Genomic DNA, 25,807 nt, shown 5'->3' with positions numbered 1-25,807 from the left:
CGTTTAATTTTCATTTTCTCGTATGCCCAAGTTTTTGGTTTGTTTGTTCGCATTGGTGATTTGTAACGCGAGTTGGGGTCAAGAACCTGTTCTTCCATCGGATTTTAGGCAACATTCTCTAACGCAGTACAATGCCAGTTTGTTCAATCCTACCTATGTTCTGGATTGGAACAACCCCAATTCCCTTTCTGTTTGGGCACGCTGGCAATGGCAGGCCATTGATGGTGACCCTACTTCCGTTTTTGCCAATTACACGCATCGGTTCAACAATACATCCGGTGCTTCCATCGGATTTTTGCAGCACAATACGGGTGTGTTTTTATACACGGGCGGCAATTTGAACTTTGCACAGGCTTTTGAGTTGGATGAGGATATCCGATTAATGGCCGGACTGAACATTTTTGCTTTTCAGCAAACGGTGGCAGACGAACAGTTTTTTCAAGGAGATGAATTAGATCCAATTTTTCTGGAAGATTTTGAAGCGTTCAGGGTCCAATTTTCGCCGGGATTACGATTGGTCGTAAACCGGTTCAGTGTTGGATTGGCGTTGGAAAATGCAGTTGGCTTCAATGTGTCCGGCAGCAGCGAAAACACGGATAGCTTTCAGAGCGTCACCGGAACGTTGAGCAACGATTTTCCAGTGATGATTTCAGAAGGTCTTGGCCATAGTTTTGTGAGGCCAGTGGTCTATGTAAAATCCATCCCTAATGGCGATACACAATACGGACTGAACGGTCTGTTTTCGACCTCCAAGTTTTGGGTTCAAGGCGGCTACAACAGTTTTTATGGTCCTTCGGGAGGGCTGGGCATAACAATTTCCAACGCTTTTTCCATTGGCGGACTCATGGAGTTTGGTACCGATAGTTCCCTTGCAGAAGAAGAATCCACCATAGAATTTATTGCATCCTATCACTTTGGAAAATCAAAACCAAGGGAAAAGTTACAACCTGAAGAGGAAGAAGTTTTGCCTGAGCCCGATGAGGATGAACAGGCAAGACAAAAGCAAGAACAGATTGAGATACAGCGCAGACAGCAAGAACAAAAAGAACTTGAGGCGAGAAGAAGGTTGGAGCGGGAAAAAGATTCCTTGGCCGAAGTACAACGAATTAAGGAGCAATTGGAACTTCAACATGAAAAAGAACAAAGGGAGCTACAGCGAAAAAAGGATAGTATTGCACAGTTGCAGAACCAAAAAGTGGTCGTAAGGCCCAACGAACGCTACGAAGAGGTAGAAAATGAAGATGGCCTGGAACCTGGGTTTTATCTGATCGCCAACGTATATGGCACCAAAAAGTACTTTGACAATTTCATGAAAACGCTCAGGGAAAAAGGTCTGGAGCCCAAATCTTTTTATAGAAGCTTCAACAAGTACAATTATGTGTATTTGGAACGCTACAACACCATGGAAGAGGCCAGAAAAGCCCGCGACAGTAAGTTTTTTGGCAAGTATGAGGACAAGACCTGGATTTTTAGGGTGAAAGGAGACTAGTTACTTCTTAAGCTCCTGCTTACCACAAATAGTTCAAAAATGGTATGCATTTCATCTTACTGAAAGACAATTGTTGGCGAAAACAAAAATCACCACATAAAATATTCGGATGTTTTCTGCTTATAGTCCGTGTGGACCGATTTTTGGAAGAAAACCGTCAATTGGTTATAGAAATTGATCATTTGTTGTCCGTTTATCACCTTGGATGCGGCAATACAAAGCGCATATTCATCGTCAACCATTAACTGGATGTTCAGCATTAAATATTGGCTGTACATTCGGTTCATCATCGGCGTAAACGGAGCAATTATGTTTTCCCCTACATTTTGCACTTCCATGTCGCAGGATATAACTGGGCTTTTTATAAAAGGTCCGTATTCTCCCAAAGCAGTTACTTCTTTCAGGTCTTTCACGTACCTTTTTTCCTTTTGCCATAGTTGCTTTTCCTCTATGATCAAATGGTGACCAGCAGTCTTTCTTTCCTTTTTTTCTGTAGAAAACTTAAGGACAAGGCCACTTTTAAATTGTACATAAACTGCCTTTGTAACACTGTGATATCCGTTCTCCAAGCTATATTTTCCTTCATACCACACTTTATAAAAGACCTCATTGCGCAACTGGATAGTCCAATCTGTTTGATTTTCTTCTCCCATCTTATTACTGTTCCAATATCGATTCTATGTCCCGCACAACCTCCGAATACACTACCGGGGGCACCTCCCCGAAGGGTACCAGCCTATGGTCGTCCTCGGATCGGGGGTCGTTTACGCTGTCCGTTCCGGTATATACTGAACCCATTTGCACGAAAAACAATTTTTCAATCTTTTCCGCTTCATCTTCCTCAACAGGTTGTACATTGACTCCCTCTACCATGATAAAGGCTTCTAAATTGTAAGCAGGGATACTCTTTATAAAAGAGGATACCCTTCCACCGGCCAGTATACTGCCCCTGTGCCATCCCAGGGCTGGCAACCCATATTTTATGCTACCTGCAATGTCACGTGTTTCGTGATCATAATTGAATTTTTCATCTTTCCTATCATCGGAAACTCTATAAACTTTCCTGTCCAGCTGAGAGAATGGAGGTATGATCTTCCTTTCTTTTAGGACGGCGGACCAGCGGTCTTTTTCTGATGTGTCGAGGTTTATAGGATGCACCAGTTTTACCAATGCCGTGTTTTCCAATTGAAGAACCTTTCCATCCATATCCAGTAAATGCCCATTCTCATCTACCATAAAACTTTTGGACAGGTTCCCATTTTGGTAGGTTCCCCATATAAAGTTCCGTGCCAGGGCAAAGGCAAGCGGCTTCTCGAGAAACCGTTCTTCCCATTCGTCCGTGGGCCATACGTCCTGGGTACAGAGCTTTAGCTCCAGATTACCGGCAAACTGCCTTGAGGCCCTTTTCAAATCCTTTCTTATGGATTTAATGGTTTCTTTCGCTTCTGCTGTCATTTTAGGGGCTCTTGTAGTCTTTTTTCCTTTTCCATCTTCAAACACCAAGCTAAAGGACGGGTCGATGGACAGCTCATAGATGGCATTACCGTCCCTGATTTTTTTGGTGAGCCCATCAAATCCAAAGTCGGGCATTATGGCATCTTGCAGTTCCTGTACCAGCATGCCACGGGCTTCGGCTATTTGCTTAAAAGCGTCTTGTGCCGCATCTCTTACGTTCGGGTACCGGACATCAAAATAGTTGATAATATTGTCCAGGGCCCTTGCTGCCTTTATGGTGCCAACGAGACCCAATACAACGCATGCATTGGGATTTGTCCCTGAAATCGCCTCCTTTTCCAAATGGTCCACGATGGAATCCCCCCCGAACATCCCTATCAGCGTAAGGGCGAACCTGTTCTTGGCCAAAATCCCCCCGTTTTCCTTGACGAGTTCGAGCAATATGGAAGAAAACCCTTTGGCACTTTCTTTATCGATCAGGGGGTATATGTCGCGTGCCTCAGGGTCGGGGGATAGGTCGTTCCAAGATTTTTGCCTATAACACAGGTACAGCAGTTCCTGCTCGTTTAGTTCCTCCCCATTGTTCCACTTTGGCGTGGGGAGTTTGGATACATCAAACCACCAGGCCGGAGCCCTGTTGAGTTTGCCCCTTTCGGTCGCGTTTGAAACCCTTCTTTTGGCCTCCGCTATGGTGATCTGGGTAGGGACGGCATAGAATTTTTTGACCAGTAGGTTGCGCAGGTCCTCGTTTTTTTCGTTGTCCATCACCACCATCAGTTCGCCCCAGGTCTCTTCAAATGGCAGCAATAGCCTTATCCCCAGTTCCTTTTTGTCTTCATTCTCATCATGGAGCAGTGGCCGTGCCCTTGGAACTACCGTCTTTGCACCAAATTTTATGATTTCATTACAGGCCAGCAGCCTTAGTTCTGAAGATCTGGAGTCCAACAATTTCCAGACCCTCTCGTGGTAGGGACTGTAATCAATCGTAGAAATGGCATCGAACAATGAGGGATAGCTCCTTAGTTGAAGCTCTAGATTTCCGTTAAAGTTGGCTTTAAAGGTTTTTCCAATAATGTTCATGGCACCTTCTCCTATATGTTCCACAATCACCTTTATGATATTTACATCAATAGGATTAATGTTCTCGACATATTTTTCAACTGCCGGGAGGGCGGATTTGCCGTAATGTGTAAAAATCCAATCTATAAATGATGGTATGGATTTAAGTGAAAAAGCAAAAGGTTTCAATGACCATTGAAAATAGAAATCTTTATCTCTTGCAAGTGAATCGGAAATGTGCTGCAACGTTTCCTCTACAATGCCGAAAGCAAGTATTTTATATTCGCCACTTCCTTTTTCCACTAACAATTTAGCAGCTTCCAGTTTACAGTTTCTATTACAATGAGGCTCCAAGGTATCCGTTAAGGCATGTAGAATTTTGGAATATTTTTTGGTATCATACTCCAATAAGGTATCGAACACCTTATAAGGTAGGTGGTTGGTGCCGTCATCATAGGTATTGAGATATAATTTAGGAAGATAGGGTTCAATAGATGCTGGCCTATGTTTTATGAAGAGTTCCACGAAGGCATTTTTATTCTCATTTTTTGCCGATTCAATAAAGTATTCTGGAGAGTCATCAAAATGCTCCAATAAATAGGTGCCCATAGAGGAGGGGCTACCATCCGTTAGGAGGGTAGAACCGTTTATAAAGCACCTTGAAAGTATGAAGTCCTTTTCAATCCCATATTTTTCCAGCGCGGACAGTAGGTTCTCAAATTTTTCAGTTGGGTTTTCTAAACTGTTTTTCTGCAACCACTCTAATAGCCCTTTGTAAAAGAAAAAAGACCCATTATCATAGTCGAAGGCTTCCTGCGCTATAAAGGTAAGGATACGATCATCCATAAAATCCCATTGAGATAGGGGTTTTAGAAGGGTAAAGATAGATTGAAAACCATAATCGTCCCTTCTGGGAACGGCAGGGGGGCATTCGTCCACTTCTCCAGTAAGAAAGGAGACCACTCGTTCAAACTGTCTTTCCGATTTATACCTCATTCTATCAAATGAGTCCCTTTTAAAATTGTTAAATTTCTCCTTTCTGTCACTTAACGCTTGTTGTTTTTCCTTTTGACTGGGAGTTGGCAACAGTTTTCCTTTTGGTGCGGGGATGGCCTGCTTGCTTATAAGTTTTTTGATATTTTTCCAATCATACAGATTGGGAATATGCTCTGGTAAATTTTTAAATTGACCTTTTTTTATATTGTAAAAATCCACTGTCTGAAGATGCTCTAACTGGGCAAGGCGAGGATCCAAAAAATCCAGGTTTTTCACGGCAATATTAAGACAGGTTAAATTCTCCAATTCAAAAATAACTTCGGGTATCTTAGTAAAGCTGGTCGTGTCCAATATCAACGTTTGTAATTGGGTCAGGTTTTTAAAGCTTTCGGGCAGAGCCTCCACCTTTATCTTCTCGATTTCCAACTTAACCAGGCTTTTTAAGTTTCCAAAAGAATCGGGCAAGGTAATAGGTTCTTTTTCCTTGCTGTAAGAATCTATCGAGAGTGTTTTGAGTTTGCTTAGCTTGTCAATTTCCTTCGGCAGTTCTTGGATGGCTGAATCAGCTATAATCAATTCTTCGAGATTTTCTAGGCTCCACAGCGTATCAGGGAGTTGTTTTGCCCCGTACAAACGAAGATATGTAAGCTTTTGTAAGTGACCTATACAATCTGAAACGATACCATTCCGATTTCTATATGCAATATCCAATTGTTGAAGGTTTTGCAAGACCCTAAAGTCATAGTTTAAATTATAAACATCATATAATCTCAATTCCTCAAGATTGGGCATCTGGCCAAAACCATCTAAACTGATGCTTTTCTGGGGTTTATCTGAAAAGGAAATCTCTAATTTTTTTAACGTATTTAATTGCAGTATTCCATCAATATCAATACTGGAAACACCGTACAACTCCAATTCTTCCAGTAGGGGAAGTCGGCTCAAGCCACGTGATATACTTAATTGAGGCCTGTTCTCGGAACCTATTTTTAATATTTTTAAATTCTGCAATTGCCCGATCTCATCAGGTAGTTCCTCAATAGACCTGAAGTCGAGCTTTTCCAAGGACGTGATTTTACAAACAGCTTTGATCAGCGCTACAGATACCTCTTCCCAATAATAGAGTTCCGATGGGCATGTCTTCTGGGCTTGCTGGGTGTCCCACACATCCTTTATATCCTTAACATCGGAAAAATCATTGATCACGGTTAGCTCTTTATAACCAGCATCCAGCTTTTTTTGGATTTCCTTTTCTATATTTTTTTGGCAGGTCTCCACAGTAGAAAAAGATTTTGATCCGACCCTGGCCTTTTTTAAATATCTTACACCATAGGTGGTTTCATAATCAGTACCTTTTTCTTCAATGCTCCAGAATCTTTTGTCCGATTCCCTGTAAAAATACCTTTTCATTTTTTAGATTATTCGCTGTTAAAATGTAGAATAAGGTCTTTCTAACCTTGCTCCAATATCGATTCTATGTCCCGCACAACCTCCGAATACACTACCGGGGGCACCTCCCCGAAGGGTATCAGCCTATGGTCGTCCCCCGACCTCGGCTCATTGATGGTATCTGTTCCTGTGTGCACCGAGTCCAATGGGACAAAAAACAGCCTTTCGATACTTTCCCCTTCACTAACCAAATTTTGTACGTTCACGCCTTTCAACATAATAAAGGCTTCCAGATTATGGACAGGGATACTTTTCTTGTAAGAGGATACCTCCCCGCCATCCAGTATACTGCCCCTTCGCCACCCCAGTTTTGCCGCACGATATTTGAAATCTCCATTGGGAACATTTCTGCTTGCATAGCTGTGATCGAACGTTTTCTCTTTGTTGTCATCGGAAACTCTATAAACCTTTCTGTCCAATTGCGGGAAGGGCGGTGCAATCTTTTTTTCCTCAAAAATGGCGGACCATTGATTCTTTTCCGTTGATTCCAGGTTTAAGGGGTGTGCCAGTACCACCAGTTCATCCGGTCCCAATTTGATGGTCTCTCCATGCCGATCTAACAATTTACCTTGCTCATCTACCATAAAATTTTTGCACAGGTTCCCATTTTGGTAGGTTGCCCATATAAAATTCTGTGCCAGGGCAAAGGCAAGCGGATTTTTGAAGAACCTTTTTTCCCATTCTTCCAAGGGCCATACACCTTGGTTGCACAGTTCCTTTTCCAGATTGGTATTGGATTGTTTTACCGCCTTTTTTATTTCTTTTTCCAAAGCAATAATACTGTCCTTCATTTTTGATGAGATCGGTTGAGGGATGCTCTTGGTCCTTTTCCCTTTTGCATCTTCGAATACCAGACCAAGGGACCTATCAATGGATAGCTCATAGGTGGCATCGCCATCCTTGATTTTTTTGGTAAGCCCTTTAAAACCAAAATCGGGGATGATGGCATCCTTGAGTTCCTGTATGAGCATACCTTTGGTATCGGCTATCTGTTCAAAGGCGGTCTCTGCAGCTTCCCTTACATTGGGATATTTTATGGAAAAGTAGTTGGTTATATTATCCAAGGCCCGTGCGGCCCTTATGGTGCCCACGAGGCCCAATACCATACATGCATTGGGATTTGTTCCGGAAATGGCTTCTTTTTCAAGAAAATTCACGATTGAATCTTCTCCTAAAATCCCTATTATGGAGAGCACAAATCTGTTTTTTGCCATGATTCCTCCGTTTTCCTTGACGAGTTTAAGTAGGGCAGGGGACAGGCCTTTGGTACTTTTCTTTTCGATAAGGGCATACATATCCCGAGCCTCGGGGTCGGGGGATATATCGTCCCACGATTTTTGTCTATAAAAAAGGTACAGCAGTTCCTTTTCTTCCAGTTCCTCCCCATTGTTCCATTTTAACGTGGGGAGTTTTGAGATGTCCAGCCATTTGGCGGGTTTTCTGTTGAGTTTGCCCCTTTCGGTCGCGTTTGAAACCCTTCTTTTGGCCTCGGCTATGGTGATCTGTGTAGGGACAGCATAGAATTTTTTGACCAATAGGTTGCGCAGGTCCTCGTTTTTTTCGTTGTCCATCACCACCATCAGTTCGTCCCAAGTCTCTTCAAATGGCAACAATAACCTTATCCCTAGTTCCCTGTTGTCTGCATTATCATCTTTTAATAGAGCCTTACCTCTTGGAACCACTGCTTGTGCCCCGAACTTTATGATTTCTTTACAGGCCAAGAGCCTTAGTTCTGGCGAGTCGGATTCCAACAATTTCCAGACTTCTTCGTGGTAGGGCATATAATCAATGTTGGAAAGGGCATCGAACAGTGCTATGTAATACCTTATCGGGGTAAGGCCGCCTTCATAAAAAGATACTTTAAAGGCTTCCCCGACCATATCCATAGCATCTTCCTTTAAATGCTTGACTGCCAATTTTATAATGTTTATATCGATTTTTTTGGTGTTCCTAACATACTTTTCCACTGCCGGGAGGGCGGATTTGCCATAATGTGTGAAAATCCAATCAATAAATGATGGAACGTATGTACCCAATGACCACATGAATTTATTTTCTGGAAAGTCGGAAATGTGCTGCAAAGTTTCCTCTACAATACCGAAAGCAAATGTCCTATACTTGTCATCTCCTTTTTCCACTAACAATCTGGCAGCCTCCATTCTACAGTTTCTTCTGCACCTTGGCTCTAATGTATCCATAAGATTGAACAAGATCTTGGAGTATTTTGCCGCATTATACTCCAATAGGGCATCGAACATCTCATATGGTAAGTGGTTGGAGCCGTCATCATAGGTATCGAGATATAATTGCGGGAGATAAGGTTCAATAGATGCTGGTCTATGTTTTATGAAGAGTTCCACTAAGGCTTTCCTATGCTGATTTTTTGCCAATTCAATGAAGTATTCCGGTGAATCTTCAAAATGTTCCAATATATAGGTGCCCAGCGAGGTGGGTTTGCCATTGGGCAGGACAGTGGAGTTTTTTGTCAAGCATCTGGAGAGAACATTTTTTTTCTTTATGTCGTATTTTTCAAGTTCACTCAGTATATCCTCAAATTTCATGTTTGGGTTCTCGGAACTGATTTTGTGCAACCAGGTGAGCATGCCCTTAAAGCTAAAATCGTCTTGGGATATAAAGGTAAGGATGCGTTCATCCATAAAATCCCATTGCGGAAATGGCTTTAAAAGGATAAAGATGGATTCAAAGACCCCGATACTCCTGAAATCGACTGAATCGGGTAGCGGACACTTGTCAGTCTCCCCTTTTAGGAAGGAGACCACTTCTTCAAATCGTTCTACTTGATATTTTCTCTTATTAAAAGACTTGTCCTCAAAAAAAGACCACTCTTCCTTTCTGTCCGCTAAAGCTTTTTCTTTTTCCTCCTTTGTAGGTGTGGGGAGTATTTTATTTTCGGGTAGGGCATTTCCCAATATATGGTTCTTGATTTCATTCCAATCTCGAGATTTTTTAAATCTTGCCAATAACTCCTCGGGCACATTTTTAAATTGGCCATCTTCCATGTTATAGAAATTAACCCAATTAAGCTTTTTTAACTGGGCAAGACGTGGATCCAAATAATCCATGTTTTTTACATCAATATTAAGACGGGTTAAATTTTCCAAATGAAAAATAGCATCGGGAATCTTATCAAGGTTGGTCAGTTCTAAAACCAACATCTCTAATTCTATCAGGTCTTTAAAACTTTCAGGCAGGTTTTCTACCTTGTACCCGTATATCACCAGTTCTGTCAAGTTTTTTAATTTTCCAATGGATTGGGGAAGAACAAGGGATTGACCCGCAAGGTCGTCGCTTTCTGACATATGAAGATGGAATTCATAGAGTTTCTCGAGATTGCCCAGTTCTTCAGGTATGTTTTTAATTTTAGAGTGGGATATACCCAATTCCATCAGATTTTCCAATTCCCATATAGTATCGGGAATTTGTGCTACATATGACATGTTAAGCTCTCTAAGCTTTTTTAAGCGGCCAATGCTTTCGGGAAGGATGCCATCCACCGACCAACCAAACTGGATATTCAATGTATTGAGATTTTCCAAATCCCCAATGTTGTCATTGATACGGGAAACACCCTCCAACTTCAATTCTTCAAGTTGGGTAAGTCTGCCCAAAGCATTGGGTATGATCCCATTGGGATTTTTGAAGTGTATGTGCAATTTCTTCAGGTTATGAAGTTGCCCTATTTCAATAGGAAGTTCTATGACATTTTTAAGTAAGAGTTCTTGAAGAGATGTTATTTTACAGACTTCCTTTATCAAAAATGAGTTGTACAGGTTAAATTTAAGGGGCAGATGCTTTTGAGCCTGTTGGATCTCCCAAACTTTAACTATATGGTCTATTTCGGAAAAATCGTCAATAATGGTCAACTCTATATAATTATCATCCAGCTTTTTTTGGATTTCTTTTTCTATGTTCTTTTGGCACGTTTCTACCGAGGAAAAGGATTTTGAACCAAATTTGGATTTTTTTAAAAAAGACACCCCATAACTGATATTATAACTGGTCCCCTTGTCTTCAATGCTCCAGAATCTTTTGTCCGATGCCCTGTAAAAATATCTTTTCATTGTCTTGGTTGTTTTAAGCGAGATGAATGTGCTTATAATTTTGTTCAACCAAAATATGCGAACAGATCCATATAGGGAGCACTCAATTGACGGATGGTGGGTTTCAATTGACGGATGGCGGGATTCCCCTGAAATTCACTGCTTGAACCCCAATTTTAAACTGGATAACAAAACCCTATCGAGTTTTTTTAGTTGCGCAGGGCTTGGGGCCGAAAAATCCATCTTACCAACATCGATGAAAAGCGAGGTCAAATTCTCCAAATGGATAATAGCTTCGGTAACCTTTGCAAAAGATGTTTCGCTCAAACTCAATTTTTTAATTGAGCAAAACTTTTAAAGCTTTCGGGTAGGTTTTCCACTTTACGCCAACGTATGGTCAATTCGTCTAGGTTGCCAAGGTTTCCAAAAGAATGGGGCAGTGTCAGAGGTTGGTCCATAAGATTGGTATACATAAAGTCGAGTTCTAATTTTTTCAGTTTGCTCAGGTTCTCGATAGTATCAGGTAGTTCTTTCACCTCCGAATATGTAAAAACCAATTCTTCCAAGTTTTTTAATTCATATACAGTATCCGGGATTTGTTTTGCATAAAATAAGCGGAGGTATGTAAGTTTTTTTAATCTGTCAATGTTCTGGGGAATTATACCCTCTCCTTCGTTCCAAAAACCAATATTCAATTTTTTTAGATTTTCCAGATTTCCAAAGTTTTCAATAGAGAAGACATTCTCCAGGTTCAATTCTTGAAGTGCTTCCATATTGCCCAAACTGTTGGTTATCTGTCCTTTGGAGTTAGGGTTAAAGTTTATGCTCAGTTTTTTTAAGTTGTGCAATTGTTGGATTTCATCGGGAAGTTGGGAAACATTGCGAAGGGTGAGTTCTTCAATTGATGTGATTCTACTCAACGCTTTTATTAATATGGGCGGTGAGATATTGAGGTAATATTTTAAAGGCTGTTCTTTTAGTGCTTTTTGGATTTCCCATACGTCTTGCATTGTGGAAACCCCAGAAAATTCCTCAAGAATGGTAATTTCTTCATAATTGTCATCCATTTTTTTTTGGATTTCCTTTTCTATGTTCTTTTGGCACGTTTCTATCGAGGAAAATGATTTAGAACCAAATCGTTCTCTTCCTAAATATTCTACCCCATAACTGGTATTGTAACTGGTCTCCTTGTCTTCAATGCTCCAGAATCTTTTGTCCGATGCCCTGTAAAAATATCTTTTCATTGTATTGGTTGTTTTTAAGCGAGATGAATGCGCTTATAATTTTGTTCAACCAAAATATGCGAACAGATCCATATAGGGAGTATTCAATTGACGGATGGTGGGTTTCAATTGACGGATGGCGGAATTTCCCAGAAATTCACTGCTTGAATCCCGATTTTATGCTAAAAAGATCATAATGAAAATAGTACCAGGACCAGGCCGTGTGACTTGATTTTTTGGCTTTGGCACCAACATCTTTTTTTGATAAAATGAATAGCTGTAGAGGAAAAATGTTACTTTTTAAGCTCCTGCTTAACCAAATATTCCAAATAGGTAATGGTGTTGACCAAGTACTTTCGGTCTTGGGTCATCGTGCTCATGGCAACCGCACCTTGCACCATGGTGAAAAGTTGCTTGGCAAATTGAAGCGGAGGAACAGGAAGCTTAATTTCGTTCTCTTTGCCACCGTTTTCAAGGACTAAGGCAATCTTGCCCTCGATTTCCTTAATGGTCTCCTTGACCGCAGCGGCCAATAGTTTGTTGTTTCCCTGTGCGTCCACGCCCACGTTCAAGAGCGGGCAACCGCCCATCGGAAGCGTAAAAACATCATATTGTTTGTAGAAGTTTAATAGGGAATACAGTTTGGCCAATGCTTCATCTCCTGTACCAAGTTTATCATCAACAGCGTGCAACAACATATTTCTATTGTGCTCAAAAGCGCTCAATGCCAATGCCTCCTTATTTTCAAAATTACCGTAAATGGCTCCTTTGGTAAGCCCGGTGGCCTCGGTAAGATCGCTCATACTGGTACCTATATAACCATGCCTATTAAATATGGGGGCAACGGTTTCTATAATGTAAGCGGTAGTTCGTTCTGCTTTTTTGGTCATTCTTAGGTTGCTGTTGGTCGAAACTAAGATATAAAAAATCAAATACCCTTTGGTATTTAAACTGTCCAAAGCCCGTATTTTAACATGTTTCTGGTCTTTTTTGATAAAAAAACCTTTCTTGGCAAGTCCTGTTTTGGATAAACCTTTGAAAAAATTGGTTTAGTTTATTGCTTAGCGCCAAACCCTTTTAAGGAAGTTGATAAAGTTCTGATGCATGATTTTTTCAATATCCGAGCTGTTATAACCTCTTTTGGACAGCATACTTGGAATTTTTTGAAGGTCGGCAATAGTATCCAAATCCCATGGACTCTGTTCTTTGCCGAAGGCGCCATCCAAATCGGTTCCTATGCCAACGTGGTCACAGTCGCCCGCCAATTGACAAATGTGGTCAATATTATCAATTGCAATTTCCATGGTAACGTTCATTTCTTTTGGGGTGGATTTACCACGAACCCAATTGGGAACCATCATCCAGGCATCCAAAGCCACTCCGATCACAGCGTCCCTGCCAATAAGTTCCTTGATTTGCTCATCGGAAAACTGGCGGTTGTGGTCCACCAATTTTCTACAATTGTTGTGACTGGCCCAAACGGGACCGTTGTACACCTTCATAGTTTCCCAAAAACTTTTATCGCAAAGATGGGTGGCATCCAAAATAAGATTGAGCTCTTCCACTTTTTTGAGCAATTCCCGCCCTTTTCGGCCAATCCCGCCTACGGAATCCGTTCCGTGGGCGTAAATGCCGGGACCATAATGTGCAGGACCAATGGCCCGAAGACCTGATTCGTAGGATTTTTCCAAATAGCTCAAATCTACAATGGAGTCGGCGCCCTCCAAACTTAAAATGTACCCAACAGGTTTTTTCGGTTCATCACTTTTCCAAAGCTGGAGATGATGTTCCAAACCTTCTAAATCTCTGATTTGAACCATTTCACCAGCTTCTTCCATGGTTTTGTACCATGCCAATTGCCCTTGGGTCTGTGCCCACGCTTGATGCTGTGAATTCCAACCGGGAATTGGACTCCCTTTTTTTACGAAACGCGCAATCTGTGTGGCCATGCACAGCCCAATATTGCCTTTTCGCATGGCTGGGAGAGAAACGGTGTTCTTGCCACGGTCAGGTTTGTCGTTCATGCCTTGTTCGCGCTCCCTTATCTCGGGAACAGAGAGTCTAAGGTCCCTGTTCCATTCGAGGGCGTTCATGGCAAGGTCGAGATGGGCATCGAATATAAACATGAAAGGGTGGTGTTATTTGTGAAGTTCAAAAATGGCTTCAATCTCAACGGGAATATTACCGGGGAGCATCATTCCTACCGCACTACGTGCCCCGATACCGTTTTCTTTTCCAAAGATGTCCGCCATCAATTCACTAAACCCATTGATGACATACGGTTGCTTGCCAAAGTCTGGAGTGCAATTCACCATTCCCAGTACTTTGACCATTCTTTTGATTTTGTCCAAACTGCCAAAATGGGTGGTAATGGTGGATAGCATGGTCAATCCTACCTGACGAGCCGCTAATTTGGCTTGTTCTTCATCTAGATCATCGCCAGCACGTCCCGTCATAAGGGAGCCATCCAAATTTACAGGCCCCTGGCCGGATACGTACAAAAAGTTATCGACCACTAAAACAGGGCGATAAACGCCGGCAGGTGGCGGGGCAGGTGGTAATTGGAGGTTCAATGCCTCCATTCGTTGTGATGGTGATTCCATAATTTATATTGTTAGATTATACTGTTGATTGCTAAAACGCCCAATAGTCCCATGATACCTACCAAGGTCTCCATAACGGTCCAAGAGGAAAGGGTTTCCTTAACGGATAGGTTGAAGTATTCCTTGAACATCCAAAAGCCTGTGTCGTTGACGTGGGAGAGCATTAAACTCCCGGAACCAATGGCCAATACCATCAATTCTGGACTTGTTCCCGTGCCCGAAGCCAAGGGGAGCACAATTCCGGCAGCGGTAAGCCCGGCTACGGTGGCCGACCCCACACTTACCCGGATGGCGGTGGCGATGAGCCATGCCAGCACCAAAGGTGAAATACTGGAACCTTTTAAACTATCGGCGATATAGTCGCTTACTTGGCTGTCAATCAAGACTTCTTTCAAAGCTCCAGCTCCCGCAATGATCAAAAGAATCATGGTGATACTGGAAACCGAGGCGGACAAGGAATCCATAATGGTGCTCATTTCCTTACCCTTTGCCAATCCCAATGAGTATATGGCGATGAGTACGGAAATCAACAAAGCGATTACGGGATTGCCGATAAAGGCGAGTATGTTTCTGAGTGTGCCTTCCTCCAAAAATTGTTCGGCAGCAATGCCAACACCAATAAAGATGATAGGGGAAAGGGCGGTCAGAATACTTACCGCGGTCGATGGCAGTTCTTCCTCGGGTATAGGTTCGGCATTGTAAAACTCCTTCAATGGCTTGGCCTCTATCTTTTTCAGGGTTCGGGCAAACAATGGTCCCGCAACAATTATGGCGGGAACGGCAACAATAAGCCCATACATCAATGTCTTTCCAATATCAGCATTGAACATGGCCGCGATGGCCGTTGGGGCTGGGTGCGGGGGAAGATATCCGTGCGTTACCGATAACGAGGTAAGCATGGGCAATCCCACGTACAAAAGGGGCAATCCCGTTGAAAAGGCTACGGTAAATACCAAAGGAATCAAGATAACGAAGCCTACGGAATAGAACATCGGGATACCTACTATAAACCCTGTGACCACCATGGCCCATTGCACATGTTTTACTCCAAATTTAGCGACCAATTGTGTCGTAATCTGTTGGGCGGCACCACTATCCGCAACCAATTTTCCAAGCATGGCACCGAGTCCAAGTATAAGAACCAGAAAGCCCAAGGTGTTCCCGATGCCCCGTTGTATGGATTGCACTAGATTGCCCAGTTCCATCCCTTGAAAAATGCCCACGAACAGGCATACAATGATAAAGGAAATAAAGGCGTTGAGTTTAAATTTTGCAATGAGCAGGAACAGCAGTAAGATACCTAGAACGGCAATAATCAGTGGCATATTTAGGATATGGTTTTGAGCTAAAATAAGGATTTAAATGTGATGCACATTGATTATTTCGAAATTCTAAGGATATGGTCCAAGATTGTGAAAGAACTAAAAAAATATCAGTTCTATTTTCTCATGGGGAAAGACATCTGATTGTCGGCAAGAAGGTCGAGAACTTGATTGATGTTTTCAAAGTTTCGTTTCTCGATACATTTTTTTGAACTGTGGTTCAAAAAATCACTCGAAACGACCAATTTTTCATAAAAAAACCTCCTCCAAAAAAAGCTATGGGAGAGGTTTTCCTGACTGAAACTTATTCTGAGAACTTATTCTACAAGTTCATCTTGATTTCTGAATACCAATTGATCATCAAAAGAGTCCAAAAGCACTATGCTGTCAGAAGTTATCTTTCCTGAAAGCAACTCTTTGGACAGGTTGTTCAACACTTCTTTCTGAATCAATCGTTTTACGGGTCGAGCCCCATATTGAGGATCATATCCTTTCGCTGCCAAATAGTCTATCGCTTCTTGGGTAGCATCGAGAGTGATGTTCTGTTGGGCCAACATTTTCTTCAAGTTGTCCAATTGCAATCCCACAATATCCTTGATGTCCGATTTGCTCAACGGAGTGAACATTATAATGTCATCAATACGGTTCAAAAACTCGGGCCTGATGGTCTTGCGAAGCAATCCCAAGACTTCGACTCTTGCGGCTTCCGAAGCGCTCTCCACATCAACGGCATCTTCAAACTTCTCCTGAATGATGTGGCTTCCCATATTACTCGTCATAATAATGATAGAGTTTTTGAAATCCGCCACACGACCTTTGTTATCGGTCAACCTACCTTCATCCAATACTTGCAATAAGATGTTGAAGGTATCGGGGTGTGCTTTTTCAATCTCGTCCAACAGAATTACGGAATATGGCTTTCTTCTTACGGCTTCGGTCAACTGACCGCCTTCGTCATAACCCACATATCCTGGAGGTGCACCTACCAAACGGCTCACGGAGTGGCGCTCTTGGTATTCGCTCATATCTATCCGAGTGATGGCATTTTCATCATCGAACAAATAGGCGGCCAAGGTTTTGGCCAGCTCGGTCTTACCAACACCGGTCGTACCCAAAAACAGGAACGAACCGATGGGTTTTTTGGCATCTTGCAAGCCTGCCCGGCTTCTACGGATGGCATCGGATACGGCAACTATGGCTTCATCTTGACCTACTACGCGTTTGTGGAGCACACCTTCCAATTGCAAGAGTTTTTCGCGTTCGCTCTGCATCATCTTGTTTACGGGAATGCCAGTCCATTTGGCCACCACTTCCGCAATATCCTCATAAGTAACTTCTTCTTTGATCAAGGTGCCGGCTGTTTGCTGTTCCGCCAATTCATCTTGGAGTTTTTCCAATCGCTCTTGGGCCTCTTTTATTTTGCCGTAGCGCAATTCGGCCACTTTTCCATAATCGCCGTTTCGTTCGGCACGTTCGGCTTCAATCTTATAGTTTTCAATATCCTCTTTGGTTTTTTGGATATTGTCCACCACGGTTTTTTCACTTTCCCACTTGGCAAAGATTTCGTTCCGTTCTTCTTTAAGATTGGCGAGGTCCAAGTTCAAGGTTTTCAATTTGGAAGTATCGTTTTCCCTTTTGATGGCCTCCAACTCAATTTCCAATTGCATTATTTTACGGTCCAGTACATCCAGTTCTTCGGGTTTGGAGTTGATTTCCATTCGAAGTTTGGAAGCGGCCTCGTCCATAAGGTCAATGGCCTTATCGGGCAAAAACCTATTGGTAATGTAGCGTTGTGATAGCTCCACGGCACCGATGACCGCCTCATCTTTGATGCGGACCTTGTGGTGTGCCTCATATTTTTCCTTGATTCCCCTAAGGATGGAAATGGCACTCTCGGTATCGGGCTCATCCACCACGACCTTTTGAAACCTACGTTCCAAAGCTTTGTCCTTTTCAAAGTATTTTTGGTACTCGTCCAAGGTAGTGGCTCCAATGGCTCTCAACTCACCACGGGCCAAGGCGGGTTTCAGGATATTTGCGGCATCCATTGCACCTTGTCCGCCACCGGCACCTACAAGTGTATGAATCTCATCAATAAAGAGCACAATGTTCCCGTCGGATGAGGTTACCTCTTTGATCACGGCTTTCAACCTTTCCTCGAACTCACCCTTGTATTTGGCACCTGCGATAAGTGCCCCCATATCCAAGGAATAAATAATTTTGTCCTTAAGGTTTTCGGGTACATCTCCCTGAATGATTCGGTGTGCCAGACCTTCGGCAATGGCAGTTTTACCCACGCCGGGTTCACCTACCAACATCGGGTTGTTCTTGGTACGTCGTGACAAAATTTGCAAAACCCTTCGGATTTCCTCGTCACGCCCTATTACGGGGTCCAATTTGCCGCTATCGGCCATTTGGTTGAGGTTGTTGGCGTATTTATCCAAGGAGTTGTAGGTTTCCTCGGCACTTTGCGAAGTCACCTTGCCACCTTTGCGCAATTCTTCAATGGCAGCTTTCAAATCTTTTTCGGTCACGCCCTGATCTTTTAGGATTTGGGCGATTTTGCTTTTTGATTTGAAAATGGCCAATAACAAATGCTCAACGGAAACGTATTCATCACCCATATTTTTGGCAACGATGCTCGCTTCGTTTACGGTTTTCCCAGCTTCTCTGGAAAGCATTATCTCGCCTCCGGACACTTTTGAAAAGCTCTGGAGTTCCTTGTCCAATATTTGGTTGAGGAGGTTGGTGTTGACGTTCAATTTTTTCAAAATGAAAGGCAACACGTTTTCATCGACCTCGGCAATGGCCTTGAACAAGTGTTCGTTCTCAATTTGTTGATGCCCGAATTCTTGGGCCAATTGCTGGGCCCTTTGAATGGCTTCCTGTGATTTTATGGTAAAATTATTAAAGTTCATTATCGTTGTTTTTCTCTATTAGGTCAACAACCTTACCATTGCGTTCGAACCGTCAAAATGTCCGCTAAAACCAGAAATAGCAGGACATTTCGTCAGATGTAAGTTTTTTGTTCGCTCACGACTTATCCCCTAAATTTGTGGTATGGGAATATTTGACAGTGTATTTGGAAAGCAGGAGAGAGCGAAAGAGGAAAAGAAGGAGTTGCCGTGGATTCAATTAACGTCTTTGGAGCAATTGGATGCGATTGCGGAAAGCTCAAAAGTTAAGCCCCAAGTGATTTATAAACATTCAAGTACCTGCGGCATCAGCAGAATGGTGTTGAACATGTTTTCTGAATCTTATGATATGGATTTGGACATCGACCTCTATTTTTTAACGATACAGCAGCACAGGGATGTGTCCAATGCTATCCAAGATAAGTTTGAAGTTCGGCACGAGTCCCCTCAATTATTGGTTGTTAAAAATGGAGAAGTGGTTTTTCACACTTCGCATGGAGCCATTTCGGATACGGACCTTACGAAGTATGTATAAAAAGAAAGCCCCGAAGAACGGGGCTTTTTTATTAGTTGAACTGATACTTTGAGACAATGCTCTTGAGCCGTAGTTTCAAGTCTTCACCGGCATCATATACCATTTGCTCGTTGGATGGAAAGGGAACTTCCCTAGCATTCAAGTACAGCATTAAATCATCTTCCAAAGCTCTTTTGTCGCCTTGGTAATTGGCGAAAATATGTTCGAACAAGAACTCACTGGACAAGGGGTAGGAGTTGATTTCCTGTCCGTTTCTCAGGTCAGTGAAACTTACTTTGGCTGCGATTTGAGCTGTTTTGGTTTGGGTAAACTGGAAAAATTTACAGCTAACCGTCCGCATTTTGTCCACTTTTATCTTGTTGCCCAAGCTATCTTTTACCACATTGCCATCACGGTCCAATAGATATTCCCAGCCATCCTTTATTTGTCTTTCTTTGATTATTTGGGTCTCATTGATACGTTCAGGCGATACATTGATTTCCATAAAATCAAGATTCATGGCATAATCATATTTTACATTGGCCAACGGACTGGTATGGTATTGCAGCCAAAAGTTATCGATTCCGAAGGCGTTAAAATCCAAAAGTTCGGATTCCAAACGCTCAGGGATGATCTGCTGTGTTTGGTTTGCAATCTGTACCCTTACAAACTCTAATCCCTTGTTATGGGCTTCATCCATTTTGTCCGCGGTATCCCTGTAACCTGGATTAATTTCCTGCAAATACTTTAAATCTTCGTAGGCGGTTCTGTAATCCGCTTTGTATTTGGCCGATGCCAACAGGTTCGAGGCATTTTGGTACAAATGTTCCGAAAGATCGTCCTTGGTGTTCAAAATTTTGTTGTCGTAGTTCACAAAATTGAACTCGGCCTGTCTACCCTCATCATTAATGTACAACGGCAACAGTGGACGGATACGCTGTTGAATCTGTTTCAACTGCAAATATTTATTGTAGATGGTCTCCAGATTGGCAGGGTTGCCATCATTCTGGAGAAAGGCGATTTCCTGTTGCTCCCTGGCAGCATTCTTGGCAAAAGCCTCTTCCAACAAAAGAATGTATTCCTGATGCCCCTTTTTGGTCTTGTTCTCGGCCAAATTCTTAATGGCCTTGTTCATGGCGGTGGAATAATTTCCGGTATTCAGGGCCTCTTGTGTTTTCTTTACGCCACTGCAGGCGCTTAAAACTATAATTGCTGTTAAGAGTAAAAATTTTTTCATACTGGTCAACATTATTGGTTGTTTAGGGGAATTCAATAGCTGTGCCAAAAGCTCCCAAACAAATAAACGAAAAAGAATGTATGGTAGTATATGGTGTTTAAAAATCTGGAACAGAGTAGTGTAGGGTCGATATTTTAATTTTTTGAAATTGTTAATTGTCGTTTGATAAAATTAAGTCCCAATTGCTTTTTTATGAATGAAAATCCCTTGTCAATTCGTAATTTTACGCCCTTAATTAAACTACGGCAACATGCAACGAGACCAGAAGATTTTTGAACTTATAGCGCAAGAGAAGGAAAGACAGTTGGAGGGTATTGAACTAATAGCTTCCGAGAACTTTGTAAGTCCGCAAGTTATGGAAGCCGCTGGCTCCGTGCTTACGAACAAATATGCCGAAGGGTATCCGGGAAAGCGCTATTATGGCGGTTGCGAAGTGGTGGACCAAGTGGAGCAGTTGGCCATTGACCGTGCCAAGGAACTGTTCGGTGCCGCATATGCGAACGTTCAGCCACATTCTGGCTCACAGGCCAATGCATCGGTGTACCATGCATGTCTTAACGCAGGGGATAAGATTTTAGGTTTCGATTTGTCCCACGGAGGGCATTTGACCCATGGTTCGCCCGTAAATTTCTCCGGAAAATTGTACAACCCTGTTTTTTATGGGGTGGATGAGGAGACCGGCATGTTGAACTACGACAAGATTCAGGAGATTGCCGATAAGGAAAAGCCCAAGTTGATCATTGCCGGGGCATCTGCCTATTCCAGGGATATGGATTTTAAACGATTCCGTGAGATTGCCGATAGTGTCGGTGCTATTCTGTTGGCCGATATTTCGCACCCAGCGGGATTGATCGCCAAGGGTATTTTGAACGACCCCATCCCACATTGCCACATTGTTACCACTACCACCCATAAAACCCTACGTGGCCCACGTGGCGGTCTTATTTTGATGGGAGAGAACTTTGATAATCCATTTGGTATAAAACTAAAGAACGGAAACCTTAGAAAAATGTCCGCTTTGTTGGATCTGGCGGTATTCCCGGGTAATCAAGGGGGACCTTTGGAGCATATCATCGCTGCCAAGGCCATTGCTTTTGGCGAAGCACTTACCGATGAGTACCTACACTATATGGTTCAGGCCAAGAAAAATGCAGCTGCCATGGCTAAAGCCTTTATGGATAAGGATTACAAAGTAATTTCCGGAGGTACGGACAATCATATGATGTTGATCGATCTTAGGAACAAGGACATTTCAGGAAAAGAGGCCGAAGAGGTGCTGGTAAAGGCCGATATCACTGCAAACAAGAACATGGTGCCATTTGATGATAAATCACCCTTCATCACCTCTGGAATCCGTTTTGGTACGTCCGCCATTACCACAAGAGGTCTTAAGGAAGCCGATATGGAAACCGTGGTTGGGTTTATCGACGAGATTATTACCGATGCCGAAAACGATAAAAAGGTGGCCGAAATAAAACAAAAGGTCAACGACTTGATGAAATCGCGACCTTTGTTCAGTGCTTAGTATTTGCTAGCGGTATATTATTCGAAGAGGAAGATGTTTTCCTCGTAAAATTTTTTCTGCTGAAGGGAGTAGATCAAAGCTTCATGTTCCTGCTCCCCTTTGTCAAAATATAGTCCCCAAAAGTTGTAGTAACTGGTTTCCATGTTCATTTTGGTAGGGCAGCTTATAGAGGTGTCCTCAAAAACGGGCACAAAAATTTCATAGGGCATTTCGGTCAACCCTTTGGTGAAATACACAAAGTGTTTGCCCACAGCGGTCAATATTCTGCTGGCATGCTCTGGAATGCTATGTCTGTGCAATCGGCTAATGATCATGGAGGTGTCCTTAAAATGTAAGGAAAGTTCAAGAATATCGGTAGGGTAAGAGCTTTCTTGGTTCAGTTTATCCAAAGCCTTGGACAATGAATTTGAGATGTTGGAACGATTTTCATCGGAAAAATTATAATTTCCCCAGTCCCCATTGTTAAAATGGCGCAGACATTCCGTGATCCCAAAATTATGATGAAGGTCTATGATCAGATCTGTTCTGTTTTTTATGGAATCGTGTTTGCACTTAACCTTTGCGGTCGCAAAAAAATACTTTTCCAGAACTCTAAGAAAATCATCCAGTCCATCAGTGGCCTCATAGGTTTTTGGACCTGTGTATTTATGGTTTTTGTTCGATCTGTTTTTTGATGACATGTGGTGTTCATTGAATTCTTAAATCCTTTCAACATAAAGTTAGGATGAATCTTTTGTATGGGATTGCAGATAATCCTTAAAAATTCTATGGATTTTCCCTTGTTTGTAGGATTTTTTTGAAAAACTTCTTTTAAATCAACCACAAATGGTGATTATAGAAGAGAGGTGAAGCTATTTTGACTAAATAAACCCACGGTTTCTTGCGGCCAATATCAAGGCCATATCATTCTCGTTCTCTGTTCCGAACAATGTTTTTAAATGCCGCTTTCTATTCTCGATGGAGGAGGGGGAGAGCCTAATGAATTTTTCCAGGTCCTTGTTCTTGGTTCCTTTGGAAAGGTGGTAGAGTATCTGTTTGTCCTTTTCGTCGATTTCGATATCGTTGGCCATTTTTTTTCTGATGGCGCCCAAAGCCTTGGAAGAATAGTAGGGCGGATCTAGCATAATGGTCTTAACGGCATCTTCCAACGTTTTGGGGTCTATATCGGTCTTCACCAGATAACCGTCCGGGTCAACGGATTTTAAAATACTGTTGATCCTAAAATTATCACTGAAAGAGGACATGAACACAATTTTGCTCTTGGGTACGATCTTGCGGGCCAAAATACCAAGGTCCTCCCCGGTGTAGGGTTGGTCTTCGTTGGGCGCGAACAATTGCACGTCCAAGAACAGAATATCATATTGAAAGTTTTTAGCCGAATCCTCGATGAGTTTTTTGCCGGTGTGGAACGAAGTTGCCGTGTCCACAATAATGTTATAACCTTCAAAATCAATGCCCTCAAGTATAAATTTATACCCGAGCATGGTCATCTCGTGATCGTCTATGGCAAGTATTCTCAATGTTTTCATGGTAGGTTCTATTACTGTATTTGGGGAGTTATGCATTTACTAATTTAGGTTCGTCAGGTATTTTTACATCGGTATATTTTGCGGGGATCAGGATTTTAATCGTAGTTCCCTTGCCGCGTTTACTGTCAATATCCAAGGTTCCCTTAATTTTTTTGACCCTTGAAATAATGTTTCTCAATCCAATTCCTTTTTTCTTTTTATTGATGTCGAAACCGACACCATCATCGGTGATGGTCAACTTTAGCATATCCTCCATGGCATGAAACGAAATGGAAACATGCTCGCTTTTAGCGTGTTTTACACAATTTTTCAATGATTCTTGAATAATCCTGTACGCATTGATCTTGATATCCCCCAGCAAATCGTCCCAATATAGTTCCGTATCATACGTAAAGTTGCACATTATGCCAGAGGATTGTTCAATTTCACCTATCATGTTTTTGAGGGACACAATAAAATTATGAAATTTTTCGTATGCGGAGTGGTTCAGTTCGTGGGAAATGGTCCTGATTTCTTCTTCCAAGTTCTGCAATTTTTCTATGAGGGCCGACCGCTGCTGCACGGAGGCAGGGTCGTTTCGTTCGTTTAGGCCGCTCAAAATTAATCGTATTCCCAGCATTTCGCCCAAAATACCATCGTGCAGTTCCTCGGAAATCCGTTTTTGTTCCAGTTTTTTGCCCTCTTCGAACTTTCCTTGTTGGGAAAGCAAAAGGTTGTAGATTTCTTGGTTGCTTTCCTGTTGCCGCTGTTTAAACTTTAACTGGTTGTTGTTCACGTACAGGGAAACCATGGTTATAAAACCAATACCAAAAATCAACAACAATATGGCCGAGTACACCCACACCTGCTTTTCTTTGGTCAGGATTTGGTTTTCCTCTATAATTTCGTCGGTTTCCAGCCGTATCCGTGCAAATTTGTCCCTTTTGGTACGTTCTTCCTCACTGATAATTTCGTTCAATTGGTAGTACTCCTCTGCATAGTCGGACGCTTTGGCGGTATCCAGCTTCGTCAATAATTTTAGAGCGTCCAAGGACCGGTCGTTGTTGTAGGTTTCCTGGGCTATGGCGAAGGACTCATTGGCCTGTGCAATGGCCTGTGTGGTATCTTTTTTGGCGGCCAACACTTCGGCATAAAAATAATGGAGCCGGGCCTTGTCGTAGAGGTCTCCGGTTTGGGTATTGATGTCGAACGCTTCTTTTAAAAGTTTTTCTGCTTGTTCGGTATCGCCGTCAACCTTGAGAATGGAATACGCTAAGCTTCCTAAGGCTTTTTCATGTAACCCTGGTGATTCCTCTTTTAAACCTTGATCAGCTAGCATATCTTGATAAGCTTGTTTAGCTTTTACATAATCACCTGAATTAAGATAAACACTGGCGATATTGTTTTGATTTTGCCAAATCAGTTCATTTTTGTTTTTAATGTTTGATTTTTTAAGGTATTCTTTGGCTTTATTGTATGAGCTCAGTGATTTTTCTTTGTCACCCATACCATTTGCCAGAATACCTAAAATATTATAGGTATTGTAAAGCCTGTAATTGTCATCAAGCTCATCAAAAATTTTTATGGCGGCGGAGGCGCTGATTTCTCCGCCTAAGTAATCTTTATACGAATCCTGAACCCGCGCCATGCCGTAAAACATTCTAGCTTTAAGGGATTGTGAGGTGGAATCTTTGGGCAATTCCTCAAAATTATCCAGTGCTTTTTTGTAATGAAAAAAAGCACTGTCCATAACCCCTTTGCTTTCCATAAAGGTGGCAAGGTCCCAATAGGAATATCCCAATATTTTAGTGGCACCTACCTCTTCCGATAATTTTAAGAGTTCGGCGTTCGATTTTCTAAAGCCCAAAGAGTCCCTCAATTTCATATAGGCCAGTGAGACCTGCGAGAGCTGTTCCAGTTGGGTGGTATCCTGTGGCATTGCCAACACCTTGGCTTCTGCATCCCTTAAATAAGCTTTCCGGTCTTCGAGGGACAATTCTTTGGCGGTTTTGGCAATATCCAACAGTCTTTGGATAGTATCTACCTCAGAGCGGGATGCAACTTCCGGTTTGGGTTTTTGCCGGGAGCACCCCAAAACAATTAAGATTAGCAGTATAAAGGTTCCGTTTTTCAAATCGATTTGGTTCGTTTATATATCCAAGGTAACAAAAAAAGCCCCAAATTATTAAGGTTTGGGGCTGAGTTGTATGTTCCAATATCTATTTAAAGTTGACGACCATCGTTGATAGTTCGTTGTAACCTGATCGCGCTGTGTTTTAAAAACCCAGTATGAACCCGATCTTGAAGCAACTTTTTTTGGTAACTTTTTATTCGATGGTTTTTATAAATGGGAGCTATCTTATTTTGTATTGAAGATTCATCCTTTTGATAAAATAGCACCACTGACAGAATGGAAATTGAAACTATATTTTTTATTAAGCTGGTTATGGT

At 42.2% G+C, this 25,807-nt stretch carries 17 protein-coding genes; 3 read left to right on the top strand and 14 right to left on the bottom strand.

The window, feature by feature from the left end; translation table 11 throughout:
* Window positions 1-22 precede the first annotated feature (22 nt).
* Window positions 23-1,489 carry a PorP/SprF family type IX secretion system membrane protein gene (locus tag GVT53_RS08630; RefSeq protein ID WP_166248276.1) on the top strand — a complete coding sequence of 489 codons (1,467 nt, stop codon included), beginning with the start codon at window positions 23-25 and terminating at the stop codon, window positions 1,487-1,489.
* Between the two features lie 89 nt (window positions 1,490-1,578).
* Here the strand turns inward: GVT53_RS08630 and GVT53_RS08625 are convergent, their stop codons facing one another.
* The 10 genes from GVT53_RS08625 to clpB all read right to left on the bottom strand — a co-directional run bounded on the left by GVT53_RS08625 (window position 1,579) and on the right by clpB (window position 18,575).
* Window positions 1,579-2,142, bottom strand: a complete 564-nt coding sequence (locus GVT53_RS08625; RefSeq protein ID WP_166248275.1) for a hypothetical protein — start codon at window positions 2,140-2,142, stop codon at window positions 1,579-1,581.
* Between the two features lie 4 nt (window positions 2,143-2,146).
* The gene (locus GVT53_RS08620; RefSeq protein WP_166248274.1) at window positions 2,147-6,409 is read right to left on the bottom strand and encodes a leucine-rich repeat domain-containing protein; all 4,263 of its coding nucleotides are present in this window, start codon (window positions 6,407-6,409) and stop codon (window positions 2,147-2,149) included.
* A gap of 41 nt (window positions 6,410-6,450) precedes the next feature.
* The gene (locus GVT53_RS08615) at window positions 6,451-10,530 is read right to left on the bottom strand and encodes a DUF4132 domain-containing protein (protein ID WP_166248273.1); all 4,080 of its coding nucleotides are present in this window, start codon (window positions 10,528-10,530) and stop codon (window positions 6,451-6,453) included.
* 135 nt (window positions 10,531-10,665) lie between these two features.
* Entirely contained in the window at window positions 10,666-10,836 is a 171-nt protein-coding gene (locus GVT53_RS08610; RefSeq protein WP_166248272.1) for a hypothetical protein, read from the bottom strand.
* 2 nt (window positions 10,837-10,838) lie between these two features.
* On the bottom strand, window positions 10,839-11,753 hold the full coding sequence (locus GVT53_RS08605) for a leucine-rich repeat domain-containing protein (RefSeq protein WP_166248271.1): 915 nt from the start codon (window positions 11,751-11,753) through the stop codon (window positions 10,839-10,841).
* A gap of 272 nt (window positions 11,754-12,025) precedes the next feature.
* On the bottom strand, window positions 12,026-12,622 hold the full coding sequence (locus GVT53_RS08600) for a TetR/AcrR family transcriptional regulator (protein WP_166248270.1): 597 nt from the start codon (window positions 12,620-12,622) through the stop codon (window positions 12,026-12,028).
* Window positions 12,623-12,793: 171 nt separating this feature from the next.
* Window positions 12,794-13,858: a dipeptidase gene (locus GVT53_RS08595; RefSeq protein WP_166248269.1), complete on the bottom strand. Its 1,065-nt coding sequence runs from the start codon at window positions 13,856-13,858 to the stop codon at window positions 12,794-12,796.
* Between the two features lie 12 nt (window positions 13,859-13,870).
* Entirely contained in the window at window positions 13,871-14,335 is a 465-nt protein-coding gene (locus tag GVT53_RS08590) for a RidA family protein (RefSeq protein WP_205791904.1), read from the bottom strand.
* An 11-nt stretch (window positions 14,336-14,346) separates the two neighbouring features.
* Window positions 14,347-15,660 carry a gluconate:H+ symporter gene (locus tag GVT53_RS08585; protein ID WP_166248268.1) on the bottom strand — a complete coding sequence of 438 codons (1,314 nt, stop codon included), beginning with the start codon at window positions 15,658-15,660 and terminating at the stop codon, window positions 14,347-14,349.
* 314 nt (window positions 15,661-15,974) lie between these two features.
* On the bottom strand, window positions 15,975-18,575 hold the full coding sequence (gene clpB, locus GVT53_RS08580; RefSeq protein WP_166248267.1) for an ATP-dependent chaperone ClpB: 2,601 nt from the start codon (window positions 18,573-18,575) through the stop codon (window positions 15,975-15,977).
* A gap of 142 nt (window positions 18,576-18,717) precedes the next feature.
* On the opposite strand from clpB, the gene ytxJ reads away from it, so the two are divergent.
* Window positions 18,718-19,107, top strand: a complete 390-nt coding sequence (ytxJ, locus tag GVT53_RS08575; protein ID WP_166248266.1) for a bacillithiol system redox-active protein YtxJ — start codon at window positions 18,718-18,720, stop codon at window positions 19,105-19,107.
* Between the two features lie 31 nt (window positions 19,108-19,138).
* Here the strand turns inward: ytxJ and GVT53_RS08570 are convergent, their stop codons facing one another.
* Window positions 19,139-20,323: a hypothetical protein gene (locus GVT53_RS08570; RefSeq protein ID WP_166248265.1), complete on the bottom strand. Its 1,185-nt coding sequence runs from the start codon at window positions 20,321-20,323 to the stop codon at window positions 19,139-19,141.
* 250 nt (window positions 20,324-20,573) lie between these two features.
* On the opposite strand from GVT53_RS08570, the gene glyA reads away from it, so the two are divergent.
* Window positions 20,574-21,848, top strand: coding sequence for a serine hydroxymethyltransferase (glyA, locus tag GVT53_RS08565; RefSeq protein WP_166248264.1), 1,275 nt, complete (start codon window positions 20,574-20,576; stop codon window positions 21,846-21,848).
* 17 nt (window positions 21,849-21,865) lie between these two features.
* Here the strand turns inward: glyA and GVT53_RS08560 are convergent, their stop codons facing one another.
* The 3 genes from GVT53_RS08560 to GVT53_RS08550 form a co-directional block, all read right to left on the bottom strand.
* Window positions 21,866-22,528, bottom strand: a complete 663-nt coding sequence (locus GVT53_RS08560) for a hypothetical protein (protein WP_166248263.1) — start codon at window positions 22,526-22,528, stop codon at window positions 21,866-21,868.
* 180 nt (window positions 22,529-22,708) lie between these two features.
* Window positions 22,709-23,377, bottom strand: coding sequence for a response regulator transcription factor (locus GVT53_RS08555; protein ID WP_166248262.1), 669 nt, complete (start codon window positions 23,375-23,377; stop codon window positions 22,709-22,711).
* Window positions 23,378-23,405: 28 nt separating this feature from the next.
* Complete coding sequence (locus GVT53_RS08550; protein WP_166248261.1) at window positions 23,406-25,490, bottom strand: tetratricopeptide repeat-containing sensor histidine kinase; 2,085 nt, start codon at window positions 25,488-25,490, stop codon at window positions 23,406-23,408.
* Window positions 25,491-25,807: the final 317 nt, after the last annotated feature.

Source organism: Flagellimonas oceani, assembly GCF_011068285.1.
In the GTDB taxonomy this organism is placed as follows: Bacteria; Bacteroidota; Bacteroidia; order Flavobacteriales; family Flavobacteriaceae; genus Flagellimonas; species Flagellimonas oceani.
This window is presented reverse-complemented; position numbering and strand designations above follow the sequence as displayed.